Raw genomic sequence first — 13,547 nt, forward strand, 5'->3', positions numbered from 1 at the left:
TGGCTCCCATGTCTGTCGAACCTGCTTTCTCTACTCCGCCTATTTCTGTCCGACTATCTGTGCTTGTAGTCGGTCGTACAGCGGTACTATCGCCCGCGGGCTGGATCCTCGGGTCTCACGGCCTCACTGGCATGTTCCAAATCGAGCTGCCGGTAGTCCGAACTTCCGCGCGATGCCCAATGCTCGCCTCCAACCGGCGATGAATGAAAGCTCGAAGTCTCGGTCCAATCTGGCGCAACAAGCTTTAATGCATCCCACGCGACAGTGGCGACGTCGCTCAGAAGACTGCTGGCCCACGAGGGAGGACTGCTCACGGATGACGAGTCAAACATGATTCTCCATTGGGCTATGCGCCCTGCAAAGTAATGTTGTGCATCGCGCAGCGTAATGTTCTGGGATGTCAGGTCGTCGTATCGGCGCACCTGGGTAAGGAATTCACGTGCCAGCAGCAGCACATTGAACAGGGTGAATGCCTGACCGCTTTCCTGCAGGTAGTTGTAGGCATTGTCCAAGGCCGAGTGGAGGATGAAAAGAACCGCATCCTCATGCACTTCAGACCTGTCATCAATGATGTCGGTCGTTCGACCTTCAGCCGCGTAGTCGCGCTCCGGCCCAAGCGTTACAAATGACACTTCGGTTACAAAACGCAGAAATGAAGCTCTTAGTTCCGGAGACCGGCCGGCCAGCACGGCCTCATACTCTGCATTCACCGCATCGGCATCGACGTAGGCCCCCAACCGTTCAGACAGGTCCGGTCCTGACGGGGACAGGGGTGGGGGAGGTGGTATCGGAGGCCCATAGTCCTCGCCTGAAACCCGGTCCACACCACCTGGCGGTAGCGGCATGCGATATTCGGGAGACGAACTCTGCATGCCGTTGACATCCAGACGGTTGATTGGCGATGCTCTCGCGTAGGAATACACATTGAGGGCATCCTCCGTGCCAAGCGGGTCTACACCTGCCCAACGACCCAACCACGGTGCGTAGTATCGCGCTGTGTGATAGCTAAATCCCGTCTCCTCGTCCCGCTCCATGCCCGTATACCTGTATCGTTTGGGCGTTGCATCGGCTGATCGGCTGCTCAGGTGATACGCCGTTGTCCCATACGGATGGAATTCTTCGCTTCCGATAATCCGGCTCGTTTCGTCCAGCTCCAGCGCAACCGAGCCCAGGTGATTGCTATATTGATAACGCAGCAGCACACCTGCGCCAAGCCGCGGATTGTCTGTGCTGACAACCTGCTCAGCCAGAAGCACACGCTGATCATCAACAAACAAGTGTTGGGTCTCGATTTCCTCCATCACATCGCCTGATGGGGCGTACCGCCGGTACAGCTCCATGCCACCCAGGTACAGCCTCACTTCGACAACGCCGCCCGGTTTCTCGATGCGTTTTCGCGTGCGCTGTTTGCCCATGTCATAGGCGTACCAGGCGCGGCCGCCTCCCCCGAGATCCAGGCTTTCAATCATGTCGCGCCAGTCCCAGCGGATGCGCGCCGGGTCGGGCACATTGGCCGTGTTCAGCATGGACCCGTGGACATCGTAGGTATAACGCACAGCTGCAGCCTCATCGCCGCCGGTCCACGTTCGCAACAGCCTGTTGCTGTCTGTGGCGGTATGGTAATGGCGTGTCCAGCTGCCCCCCTCGGCGCTATGTTGCATGGTGATGAAGTTGCCGACGGCATCGTAGCGATAGCGCTGGAGGTAATTTCTCAGCGCGTGGTCTGCCGGAAAAGCATCAACGCCGAATACCTCGCTGAGGGAATCGGGTGCAGCGCTGAATTGCGCACTTTCCCTGCCGGTGGCCTCAAGCAGGCGATGTAGCGCATCGTAAACGTAGCGGCTGCGCGGCTCGACAGCCTGGTTGCGGAAGAAGACGGGCGCCCAGGCTTCGTCCAGAATTTCGGCCACGTTTCCTGCAGCATCGTAGGTGTAGTGCAGTTGCTGCACCACCCTCTCATCGCGGAGATTCGAACGAAAACCCGGGAAGGGCAAATCAGCTGCAGGGCGTGCGGTGCGGAGCTGCATCAGGCGAAAGTTCCGCCTATCGTAGGCATAGCGGGTTTCGGTGCCGTTGCCTTGCCGCAGACACGTACGTTGGCCCCTGGCGTTGTACGTGATGCCATGCACCGCACGCGAGATGCGTCCCCCCTGGGGTACCCCCTCGACCAGGCGTGCGCCGATACTGAGGTTCTCGGCCTCCAGCAAATCTCGGGCGTTGTACTGCGGTCTGTAAACCGCCACACGGCCCGCATGGCGGTGCCAGTTGATCATTTGGGTCATGCGGCCGAGCGCATCGTGCTCCGTAAGGCGTGCGAAGGTTTCCCGCTCCAGCAGTGCTTCTCGCGAAACCTCATCACCCTGCCAGTCGGGAAGCACTGCCGGGTGGTGGCGCGCCATGCGGCGTTTCTCGTGTTGCACCTGCCCGGTAAAGCCCAGGCGCAGCAACTCGATGCGACCACTGGGATCGTCGTGGCGCACGGCCTGGCCGATGAGGTTAAGCGCCCGGGCTTCGTCCGGGTCCGGGTCGGCCGTATCGCGGTAGTCGAAACGTTCCACCACGGCGGCAGAAGCTGTCCCAAAACGCAGCCATTGCCGCAAGGGACGGTGCAGCAAATCGTATTCGGTGTATGCCAGGCGTGCCTCCGGTCGAAGCTGGCCATCGGCTTCGAGCCGGTCGTTGAGGTCCCAATGGAGCATTGGCTTGCCCTCTGAGTCGCTCAGCATCCAGCGGTCACCCGCATCCATGCTGTGCTGGCAAAGGAGGTTGCCTGCAATGTCATAAGCAGGAACACTTCCAGGCGGCAAGTCGTCACCGTGGTCGCTATTGGGCTTGGGCGGGCAGATGTACTGCATGACCAGGTTGCCACGCGCATCACGTACCCACAAAGGCTTTCCTTCCGCGTCGAGGCAGGTATGAGTCAGGTGACGTTCATCCAGCCAGGGGCGCTCGATCAACGGGGTATTGCCGAATTCCGAGGCCTCACTGGGGCTGCGATTGTGGGTGATGGCAATAACTTCACGCCCCAGACTGTCCAGCACGCGGAGTTCCGGGGTGTTGGCATGCAGCGCGCTCAGGCGGGCGGCGCGGCGGGCCTCGGCGCTGGCATCGACAGCCAAGCGCTCCGCATACCAGGAACTTTCCAGCACAGTGTCGCTGGCGTCGAACTGGCGCGCGTACCAGGGCGAGAACTCGATTCGGCTGAGAGTTCCGTCGGGCAAGTCGGTGCGTATCACTCGGCCTGCCGCGTCATAAAACAGGATGGGGGTGACACCCTCTTCGCGCGGCAGTTCGCAGCCGAAGCGGTTGCTGAAAAAGGGTTCGTATTGCTTGACTGGTTTGCCCTTGTTGTTGAGGATGGCCAGGCCGTTGACGATCCAGCGCAGCGGTCCACCCTCGACTTCCGGCTCGGCCTGCTGCTTGGCCATCAAAACGTTTCCGCCCCCGTCGGAACATTGCAGAACAATTTGCAGGGGGCAGTTGTCGCCGCCGGGCCGACCGGCGTGAACCTCGCGCGTTATGGCACAGGCCATGGCAGGGCGTACCGCCCAGGTGGTGACCCTGCCGTCAGTTGCTCGAGCCTCGCCAAAGTGATAGACAAAGCGTCCGCCCGCGCGGGCCAGCCAAGTGCGGGCCTGGGCACCATCCAGCTCGTGCTGGGTACAGAAGGCCTGCACGGCTTCCACCGCCGGGTTGCGCAAGGCGGGTTCTGCATGAAAGGTCTCGAGATCGTCCCCTTGCCACCCGTCATCCGTTGGCTTGCCCTTGACAGCCACGGCGACCACCTGACCCAGAATGTCAATGCAGGCTTCGGTGTGGTTGCCGTTGGCATCGACCATTTCCACAGGCATCAGCGCACGATGATCGAAGCGCAGAACTTCGCTGCGATTCTGGCGTGCGTCCGTGACGCTACGGACGTACAGATCAAGCACGTCGTATTCAAGCGTGCTTACAGCACCGAAGGAATCGGTGTAGCGCTCCGGCAAGTAGAAATGCCGGGCAGCGTCACCGGCAAAACCAGCTGTGCCGGAACGCAGCCAGTACTGTCCCGCCATATCTGCGGAAGTTGCATCCGGTGCAAAACGGGTCGCGATATCCTCGCCGCGCGCATAGCCGCTACGCTGCGGGTTATCCAGCAGGCTGCGCGCACTAACGCCGGGCTGCAGCTCCCAATCCAACATGGCGGGCGACATACCGGGCACACCGCCCGGCGTCTGGAATACGGCATCCAGAAGTTCATCCGTCAGTGCAAGCTTGTAGTCCTCGTACTTCAGACCGCGCGGGCCGTGTTGGCCCCATGGCAGAGATACGGTCGGGGCCACGGCATCGCCGGAGTCGTCAAAGTAAAGCGTGCACAAATGCTCGACCAAGCGGCGCTGCGGCACTGTACCGCTGGCTGGTCGGTGGTATGGCAACGCGGTCATGCCGATAGGCGTCGCTGCTTCATTCGCTCGTGAATAGTGATCGCTCAGCTCCAGCCCGGCAAAGTCTTCCAGGCGATAGTAGAAGGCCTCTGCGTGGGAGATGCCCGTCAGTTCGAAGCTCCGCAGCTCGCATGGCAGGCGCAGGCGATGGTGGCGCAACACAGAGCCGGGATCCATCGTTGCGTGGAGCAGCACATCCTGGGTGAAACGCGCTTCGGTATAGGCCAGATGTGCCTCGGCCTGCACCGCACGAACACGATGCAGGTCCGCCTCATCGAGGGTGTCGTCTTCGAAACGGCCGATGCGCGGATAGCCCACCGCCACTGTCTGCAGTGGCTGGCCGTGTTCGTCCACGCGCAGCGCGAGCGTATGTGCGATGCGCGGATCGGGTGTCACCACGCCACCCGGCAGAGGCAATGGCATTTCATGCTGGTAGTTCAAAACCTCGCTCTCGGTGACCAGAAACACGGCATGCCGGTTCTGGCCCCTGGGCTGCAGGCGCTGGATGCGGCAGCTGTGGGTGGCAACGCTGTACAGCCGCACAGCGTGGTGCGGCGAACTATCCTGGACAAGTGACTCAAGATCGAGCTCGTAGACCTCCTGCCGCAACACCATGCCCTTGAGGGCCCGCAGCGCTTCCCTGCGCTCGTCGGCGCCAAGGTCTTCGTCAAGAAGAAGCTCGGACAAGTCACGCTCGCGAAAAGAACCTTCGATGCGGTAACGGGAAACAAAGTATTCATGCCGGAATTGCGTGAGCAGGCCGTGGCCATCCGTTGCCACGCCGGTGTGATACCAGGTGACAGTTTTCACCGGCGGCTGGAACAGGCGATGGTCATCGGTAATCCAGGGGCTGCTCCCATTGGTCTGCTCGAACCGGCCGTAGTCTTCGACGTCAATCTGTTCTACCCGGCCGAAGCCGCGAAACTCGCGTTCGATGCCGTCGAAGCAACCGTGGTGATAGCTGTAGGTGCTGCTGAACGCCGTACCGCGCCACATATCGCGCACTGTCACGCGGCTGACACATTGCACCGGAAAAGGAAGCCGCGTGATCCAGGGCGTGCCCGCTGCCTTGTCTGCCAGGTAAAAGTGTGTTGACGGCGTGTATTCGATCTCGGTGCTTCCGCCGAGGTTATTGCGCAACTCGACCAGCAAGTGAGGCTTGGTGTCACCCATCAGGTCGATGTAGCGAACCGGGTTGGCACTGTCTGCCGGCAAATGTGAGTTCCACACCAGGCACGCGGTACCTCGCCCGAACAGGTCAACAAGCTGCACGGCAGCCAGATTGTGCGTGGCCAGCGGAAAAGGAATTTTCCGCGCATGGCTCAAGGTGTTGCCGGACCGGTTGAAATAGAGCTGCACGCCCTCCCGGCCAAGGTAAAGAATGTCGACGGGTCCACTTCCATCAATGTCGGCGAGCCGGATGCGCCGTGGGTCAAACAGGTCATCATGGTCAAAGCGCGGCGGATTGCCGAAGTTCACCTTGCGGCCAAACCGGCCATAGCCGAGATTGGGCCAGTAACACGCCTCGCCATTTCGAATACGCACGATATCGGTGAGACCGTCGCCACACATATCCGCCAGGAACAGCGTCTGCGTACCATCAGAAAACACAAGCCGCACGCCCTCCTCGCCATGCGGAGGCCGGGTATGTTCAGCTTGGGAAAAACCGCTCTCCGCCAGCGATGGATACCAGGTGAAAACGTCATCCTCAGTCACCAGTGCGTCCGCATGCCCGTTGCCGGTCAGATCCAGAAACCGCAAATTCGGATCGTCCCAGCGGATCTGGGGAAGCGATGAAAAAGGCATGAAGCGCTTCCAGTCGTCCTGCGGATCACGCTCGTAAAACCCCGGCATCGGACGGTCGAAATCCACGACATCGATTTCACCGTTGCCATTCAGGTCCATCAAACGCTGTCCGCCGCTTGTTAGCGCTCGCCGGGTGGGCAGGCCGGCCACCGCACGGCTGGGCTCAAACCTGCCGCCGCCCAGATTGGCCGCATAACGCCAGGTACCCGCCTCTTCGGTCAGGACACCCGAAACGCCTTCACCGTCAAGATCGACCCATTGGACCCCCGTGCCCTGTATTCCCACGGGGAGGCCCTGCAGGTCGGCAGCCATCAGGGTGCGTACCTCGGAATCGACGCGCGGCAGGCTGTAACGGAACTCCAGCGGTGGCAATGGTCGGCTCTCGAGCGTGCCGCCAGCGCCACGCTCATGCGACCAAGGCTCGGCCGCAACCATAACGCTATAGCCGGGCTGCAAGGGGTCATCCAGCGCCCCTGCGGCAGCATAGCGAAAACGCATGGAGCGGATCAACCCGGCAGCTCCGACCTCGGAGGCCTCGGCGATGTGGTGAAACATCAGGGCCCGCTCGCAACGGCGGGTGGCGCGCACTTCGAATCCGGGACGGTGGTTAGAGAACGGGTCCGGGCGCGACGGCCAGACCCGGTCAGGCTCCGGCTGCGGGTCCGAATCGGTGTGGTCGCCATAGTCGAACACCAGTTCAAGCAGCCATTCGGAGGGCAGAGAATCAAGCGGCGCATTCGGGCGCAAGTTCGGCAAGTAGGGCGTGCGGTTACCGTAGCGAATCCTCTTGAGGTAACGCTGGGAACTGCGCTGCCTGGCCGCACGATGTATCTCCCACGGAGCGCTTGGGTCTATCGCGTCAGCGTTGTCCGCAACATAGTCATAGACAATCGCATTGCCCTTGTCGTCATGACTTTCGCAAGGCAACCATTGGAAGACTCGCGATGGATCTGAAGGATCCACAATTCGACTGGCAGGCGCGCGGCCAAACCACTGCGTCATGTTTGACCGGTCCAGCACGCGCCAAAACGATTCAGCCGGATCGTCAGCGCCAGACCATCGTTCGATCAGCGAAAAGAGGCCTTCCACACGCGGACGGTAGCGACGGACCCGGTACGCTCTGCCTGCCAATAAAATGCTCGCCGTTTCCCGCTCGCCGCTGCCACCTGTGACAGTCACCGGGACGAGGTCCTCGACGCCTCCGAGCAAAAAAATGTCGGACTCTTCGGCGTCGAGATAACGCGGAAGGCCTTTCTCCGTTTTGCGGGTAATCGACGGCAACCCAAGGCGCCAGCCCATACCGAAGGGGCCATTGCCGGCCCCGGAGTCGTAGTCAATGGAGAGGTTCGGCTGGAATCCACCGCGACCAGGAGAAATCGGCAACGGAACAGACAACCTGCCCGTTCCGGTAGCGGAATTGGCCGAGAACTTTTCGCCAATACCGCGAATGGCGCCGCCACCCTTGGGAAGCGACAACTGCGGGGCCTTCAGCAAAAACGATGGCGTGCCATCGCCAGACTCTGCGGTCACAGCGGACTGCGCAGTGGAAGCCATCCCCCCCCATGGTTCAACAACCTTGCCAGGCGTAGCGCCGTGAGAATCCGTGGGCACAGCGCTCCTTTCTATCGACCCACCATGTTTTTATCGAGCCACAGGGTCTTTTTTTCAGCTTAGCATGTGAGTTCCCGTACTTGTGTGTGCAAATGTTTGTCCGCCGTCCTGCCACCGAAACAGGACATGCCCAACGCAGAAATTCCATTGCTGTTGTGTTTGCATGTAACTACGCTGCGCAAACCAGTTTTCGGAAGGCTTCGCCTTTGTAAATAAATAACTTGCGAAAATTTGTTTTGAGACAAGAGTGTTCTACGAGACTTCAGCTTGCCATCCGGAAGAGCCCGCATGCCAATATGAAAGTCATCGCGATCAGGCGTAATACCGCACTCGCATACGCTCACAATAAGCCTGCAGTTGCGGATAGGTCTGTGCATGCTGCTTCAGTGCCGACTCCACGGGCGGCCAGAGCAGGTTGGCAAGAAATGCATAGCCGGTCGCATCGAGCGAGCAAGGCTCTTCGCCCATCAGGTAGGGCTTGACGCCCAGGAAATCGGCCAGTGCCGTGATGTCGCGCTTGCCGATGGCCACTATCTCTTCCCCGGTGTGGCGGCCCATGCCGTGGCCACGCATCTGCCTGAGCATTCCGCGGCGGGCGAGCGGTGGCAGCACCCACCTCAGTGGCGCCGGCAGCGCGGCAAAAAAAGCGGCCCTGGTTTCTTCCCACCCCTGCGCTTCCACCCAGCGCGTGTAGACCACGGCCCAATAGAGGTTTTCCTCCATGAGGCGCTGGAATGCGCAGGCCACGGCTTTTTGCTCGGCGCTTAACCAGCTGTCGAGCCGGTCGCCGTAACCCGCCTGGAGGTAGCCGATGATGAAAGTGGTGTCTGCAAGCGTGCAGCCCTTGTCTTCGATATAGGGCATCTTGCCCTTGGGCGCGCGGCCGAGTTCACGCAAGGAAACCGGCGGGGCCTCGAAGGGCAAGCCGGCCATGCGCAGGTAGGTTTCCAGCTTCATGCAGAACGGGCTGGCATTGGGAAGGCCGAACGCGGGCTGGTATTGGTAGAGTTTGATCATGCGGTCCGTTATAACAACATGGCAGCGTCGCCCGGCGCGGCTGCGACAAGCAGCAGGAAGACGAAGCGAGTCGTCCGCCGCTTACTACTCGCTCATCACCACCACCACCTGCCCGTCGCTGCGCCCCAGGGAAAGGTAGATGTGGCCCACGCCGCTGTCGAAATAAGCGGTTTCGTGGCGGCCCAGCTCTACGGTTTCACCGGTTTCGAAATGAATGGCCACGCGGCCTGCAAGCACCATGACAAACTCCTGCCCCTGGTGCCGTATGAAGTCGGGAAACTCGTCCCGCTTGCGCGCCACAACGCGGCCATACAGCGGCGTCATGCGTTTGCCCGGGAAGCCGGTGGCCAGCATGCGGTAGTCGTAGTTGCCCGAGCTGTAGGCCGGTGCAGTGCTGGCCGAAGACCACACCACCGATGGCGCTTTTGCGCCAACCGGTGCAGCGGAGCGCGCATCAAACAACTGCCCCACGTCCAGCGCCAGCGCGCGCGCCACGGCAGCGAGTTTTTCGTAACTCACTGATATCTGGCCCAGCTCCATTTTGGACAGCGTGGACAGCGCCACGCCCGAATGGCCGGACAGGTCTTTCAAGGTCAGCCGCCGCGCCTTGCGGTGTTCGCGCAGTTGCAGGCCAAGCTGCGCCCGGTCAGCCTCGGGGGCTGCGGCAGGGGTGCCGGCAGAGCGAGTGGGCATGGCGTTTTCCCTTGTTTGAAATAAAAGCAGACAGACGGCACTGGACAGGCATGATTCTCGCATGTGAGAATTCTCAAATGCGAGAATATGACATCCTGATCCTTGGCGCCGGCATTGCGGGCGCCTCTTTGGCCTGGCGCCTGGCCGGGCAGCGCAGCGTGCTGCTGCTGGAGCGCGAGACCCAGCCCGGCTACCACTCGACCGGCCGCTCGGCCGCCATGTTCATGGAAAGTTACGGCCCGCCGGGCGTGCGTGCGCTGACCTGCGCCAGCCGCGCTTTTTATGAACAGCCGCCCGAAGGATTCGCCACAGCGCCCCTCATGCATCCGCGCGGGGCGCTGTACGTGGCCACCCCGGGGCAGGAAGCGCTGATGGCGCAAACCCGCACCGAGCTGGCCACCAGCTGCCCCGGCCTGGAAGTGCTGGATGCCCGCGCCACCTTGGCGCGCGTGCCCTGCCTGCGGCCCGAGATGGTGCATGGCGCCCTGTACGACCCCGGTGCCCAGGACATCGACGTACACGCGCTGCACCAGGGCTTTCTGCGCGGCTTTCGCCAGAAGGCCGGTGCCGAGGGCGAGCTGCGCACCAGTGCCACCCTGACCCAAGCCACGCACGACGGGCAATGCTGGACGTTGCAATTCGCCGATGGCCAAACATTGCGCGCCCGCATGGTCGTCAACGCCGCCGGCGCCTGGGCCGACGAACTGGCGGGCCTGTTCGGCGCTGCCCCGATCGGGCTGATGCCGCACCGGCGCAGCGCCTTCACCTTCAAGGCACCTGAGGGCGTAGACGTCTCCGGCTGGCCGGTCGTGGGGGGCATGGATGAAAGTTACTACTTCAAACCTGACGCGGGCCAGTTGCTGGGCTCGCCCGCCAATGCCGACCCCACCGTGCCGCACGACGTGGTGCCCGAGGAGCTGGACATTGCCATGGGCATTCACCAGATCGAGTCGGTCACCACCCTGAGCATCCGCCGCCCCACCAGCACCTGGGCCGGGCTGCGCTCCTTTGTGCCCGACGGTGAGATGGTGATTGGCCAGGACGCTGCCTGCCCCGATTTCTTCTGGCTCGCAGCGCAGGGGGGCTACGGCATCCAGAGCGCCGCCGGCGCCAGTGCGCTGGCCGATGCGCTGCTGCGCGAGGTAGCCCTGCCGGCCGAACTGGTTCAACATGGGGTCAACGCGGCCGCGCTGTCACCGGCCCGCTTGCGTTGACCAACAGAGACACCTCCCATGCGCAGCCCCGCCCTTCCTTCCAGCGAACTCGATGCGGCCCTGGCCGAGGCCACCGACCGCTACCGCGCGCACAACCCTGCCAGCGAGCGGCTGCTGCTTGAAGCCTCCGACGTACTGCCGGCGGGCAATACACGCAGCGTGCTGTTTTACTCGCCCTTTCCGCTCTACATGGCACGCGGCGAAGGCTGTCAGCTCTGGGACGCCGACGGCCACCGCTATCTGGACGCGCTGGGCGAGTTCACCGCGGGCATTTACGGCCACTCGAATGCGGTGATCCAGCAAGCCATCGTGGCCGCGTTGCAGGACGGCCTGAGCCTGTCTTCACACACCGCGCGTGAGGCCGCGCTGGCGCATGAGATCCAGCGCCGCTTTCCCGACATGGCGCTGCTGCGCTTTACCAACTCGGGCACCGAAGCCAACCTGATGGCGCTGGCTGCGGCCACCGCACACACGGGCCGGCGCAAGGTGCTGGTTTTCAACGGCGCCTACCACGGCGGTGTGTTGTCGTTTGGCGGTGGCGGCTCGCCCGTGAATGTGCCGCACGACTTTGTGGTTGCGCCCTACAACGACATCGATGCAGTCCGCGCACTGGCGCAGACCCACGGGGCACAACTGGCGGCCATTTTGGTTGAGCCCATGCTGGGCGCTGGTGGCTGCATTCCCGCCGAACCCGCCTTCCTGCACGGCCTGCGCACGCTGGCCAGTGAATGCGGCGCCTTGCTGATTCTTGATGAAGTCATGACCTCGCGCCTGTCCGCTGGTGGGCGACAGGCCTTGCTGGGCTTGACGCCGGACCTCACCACGCTGGGCAAATATTTCGGCGGCGGCCTCTCCTTCGGCGCCTTCGGTGGCCGGGCCGACGTGATGGAAAGGTTCGATCCGCGGCGCGCCGATGCGCTGGGCCATGCCGGCACCTTCAACAACAACGCGCTGACCATGGCCGCTGGCCTGGCCGGGTTGACCCAGGTACTCACTCCCACCGCACTTGAAGCGCTGAACCAGCGCGGCGAGCGCCTGCGCGAACAGCTTAATGCCGTGTTCCAGCGCCATGCCGTGGGCCTGCAGTTCACCGGACTGGGCTCGGTCATGCAGTTGCACGCCACCGACCGGCCGCTGCGCAATGCGGCCGATCTGGCCGGTGCCGATGACCGCGTCAAGGCCCTGCTGTTTTTCGACCAGCTGGAGCGCGGCATCTTCCTGGCGCGGCGCGGGCTGGTCGCACTCTCGCTGCCTTTCGGCGATGCGCAAGCCGATGAATTTGTTGCGGCGATGGAGGCAGTGGTCGCCGCGCGCAGCTCCCTGTTGCCGGCCGCCGTGCCCGGATTCCCACCACCCGCTGACCGTCCTTCCACCTTTTCTTTTTAAACGAGGCCCACCATGCAACACACCGTCAATACATTTCGCCGTGCACTCCTTGCCAGCAGCCTGCTTTTTGCCGGGCTGGCCTGCGCGGCCGGTTATCCCGACCGGCCGGTCACGCTGGTGGCGCCCTACCCCGCGGGTGGCGCGGCCGACGTACTGGCCCGCATCCTCGGCAAGAAACTTGAAGAGCAACTGGGCCAGCCGGTTGTGGTGGAAAACAAGCCGGGCGCCGGCACCGCCATTGGTGCAGCAGCTGTGGCCAACGCCAAACCCGACGGCTACACCCTGCTCGTCAGCTCCAACTCCACCTTCACGCTGAACCCCGCGATACAAGCCAAGCTCCCGTATGACCCGGTCAAGGGCTTTGACGCCATTGGCATGGTCGGCTCGGTGGCGCTGGCCGTGCTGGTGCATCCGTCGGTGACGGCTGCCAACGTGCCGCAGTTGGTGGCCGCCGCCAAGGCCAACCCCGACAAGTTTGTCTATGGCAGCTTCGGCAACGGCACCAGTTCCAACTTTGCCGGTGCGATGTTCAATAACGCCACCGGCCTGAAGATGCTGCACATTCCGTACAAAGGCAGTGCGCCGCTGATGACCGACCTGATAGGCGGGCAAATCCCGGTGAGCTTCGACACCGTGGTGGCGGCGGCGCCCCAGCTCAAAGCCGGCAAGATCAAGGTGCTGGCGGTCGCCACGCCCAAGCGCTCCAGCGTGATGCCGGACGTGCCCACCGTGGCGGAGGCCGGCTACCCCGGTTTCGACATGACGGCCTGGCTCGCGCTGGTGGCGCCGCGCGGCCTGCCAGCTGACGTCAAGACCCGGCTGGACAAAGCTCTGGCCACACTGATGGCCAGCCCCGACACCCAGGACAAAATGAAGGCTGCCGGTTTTGAGCCCGCCTACAGCGCCGTGCCCGACTGGGCCGGCATGGTCACCGCCGACATTGCCCGCATGAAAGCCATTGCAGAGCGCTCGCAGATCAAAATAGACTGACGATGACTACCACTCTCGTCGAAACATCGGCCGTCGAACTGCGGCGCCTGATTGGCAGCCGCCAGCTCTCGCCAGTCGAGCTGCTCGATGCCTGCATCGCACGCATCGCATCCTTGAACCCGGCCATCAACGCCATCTGCGCCACCGACTTCACCCGCGCCCGCGAGGCTGCGCGCCAGGCCGAGGCACAGGTGATGCGCGGCGGACCGCTGGGCCCGCTGCACGGCCTGCCCCTGGGCGTCAAGGACCTGCAGGACACAGAGGGCCTGCTCACCACCTACGGCAATGTGCGGTTGCGCGGCAATGTGCCAGCGGCCGATAACGCGCTGGTGGCCAGGTTGCGCGCGGCCGGCGCCATCGTCACCGCCAAGACCAACGTGCCCGACATGGGCGCCGGCGCCAACAC

7 protein-coding genes are annotated in these 13,547 nt (G+C 62.8%); 4 read left to right on the plus strand and 3 right to left on the minus strand.

The features are described 5' to 3' along the window. Window positions 1-86 precede the first annotated feature (86 nt). The 3 genes from ABI660_RS15710 to ABI660_RS15720 all read right to left on the minus strand — a co-directional run bounded on the left by ABI660_RS15710 (window position 87) and on the right by ABI660_RS15720 (window position 9,551). The gene (locus ABI660_RS15710; protein ID WP_348069713.1) at window positions 87-7,706 is read right to left on the minus strand and encodes a SpvB/TcaC N-terminal domain-containing protein; all 7,620 of its coding nucleotides are present in this window, start codon (window positions 7,704-7,706) and stop codon (window positions 87-89) included. Window positions 7,707-8,153: 447 nt separating this feature from the next. Beyond that, entirely contained in the window at window positions 8,154-8,858 is a 705-nt protein-coding gene (locus ABI660_RS15715) for a glutathione S-transferase family protein (RefSeq protein ID WP_348069715.1), read from the minus strand. An 84-nt stretch (window positions 8,859-8,942) separates the two neighbouring features. Further along, entirely contained in the window at window positions 8,943-9,551 is a 609-nt protein-coding gene (locus ABI660_RS15720; protein ID WP_348069717.1) for an XRE family transcriptional regulator, read from the minus strand. 77 nt (window positions 9,552-9,628) lie between these two features. Here ABI660_RS15720 and ABI660_RS15725 point away from each other — a divergent pair, with 77 nt between their 5' ends. From ABI660_RS15725 to ABI660_RS15740, 4 genes are all read left to right on the plus strand, one after another. Beyond that, window positions 9,629-10,765 carry an FAD-binding oxidoreductase gene (locus ABI660_RS15725; protein WP_348069719.1) on the plus strand — a complete coding sequence of 379 codons (1,137 nt, stop codon included), beginning with the start codon at window positions 9,629-9,631 and terminating at the stop codon, window positions 10,763-10,765. 18 nt (window positions 10,766-10,783) lie between these two features. Further along, window positions 10,784-12,151, plus strand: coding sequence for an aminotransferase class III-fold pyridoxal phosphate-dependent enzyme (locus ABI660_RS15730; protein WP_348069721.1), 1,368 nt, complete (start codon window positions 10,784-10,786; stop codon window positions 12,149-12,151). Window positions 12,152-12,163: 12 nt separating this feature from the next. Then, window positions 12,164-13,141, plus strand: coding sequence for a tripartite tricarboxylate transporter substrate binding protein (locus tag ABI660_RS15735; protein ID WP_348069723.1), 978 nt, complete (start codon window positions 12,164-12,166; stop codon window positions 13,139-13,141). 2 nt (window positions 13,142-13,143) lie between these two features. After that, window positions 13,144-13,547 (plus strand): amidase family protein (locus ABI660_RS15740; protein ID WP_348069725.1); only part of this gene is annotated, 404 nt, incomplete at its 3' end.

Origin of the sequence: Polaromonas sp. (assembly GCF_039930745.1) — a bacterium.
Classification (GTDB): Bacteria; Pseudomonadota; Gammaproteobacteria; order Burkholderiales; family Burkholderiaceae_C; genus Polaromonas.

Excerpts from the sequence above, each read along its gene's own strand:
- ABI660_RS15715 (WP_348069715.1), bottom strand. The coding sequence starts at position 8,858 with ATGATCAAACTCTACCAATACCAGCCCGCGTTCGGCCTTCCCAATGCC.
- ABI660_RS15735 (WP_348069723.1), top strand. The coding sequence starts at position 12,164 with ATGCAACACACCGTCAATACATTTCGCCGTGCACTCCTTGCCAGCAGC.
- ABI660_RS15720 (WP_348069717.1), bottom strand. The coding sequence starts at position 9,551 with ATGCCCACTCGCTCTGCCGGCACCCCTGCCGCAGCCCCCGAGGCTGAC.
- ABI660_RS15730 (WP_348069721.1), top strand. The coding sequence starts at position 10,784 with ATGCGCAGCCCCGCCCTTCCTTCCAGCGAACTCGATGCGGCCCTGGCC.
- ABI660_RS15725 (WP_348069719.1), top strand. The coding sequence starts at position 9,629 with ATGCGAGAATATGACATCCTGATCCTTGGCGCCGGCATTGCGGGCGCC.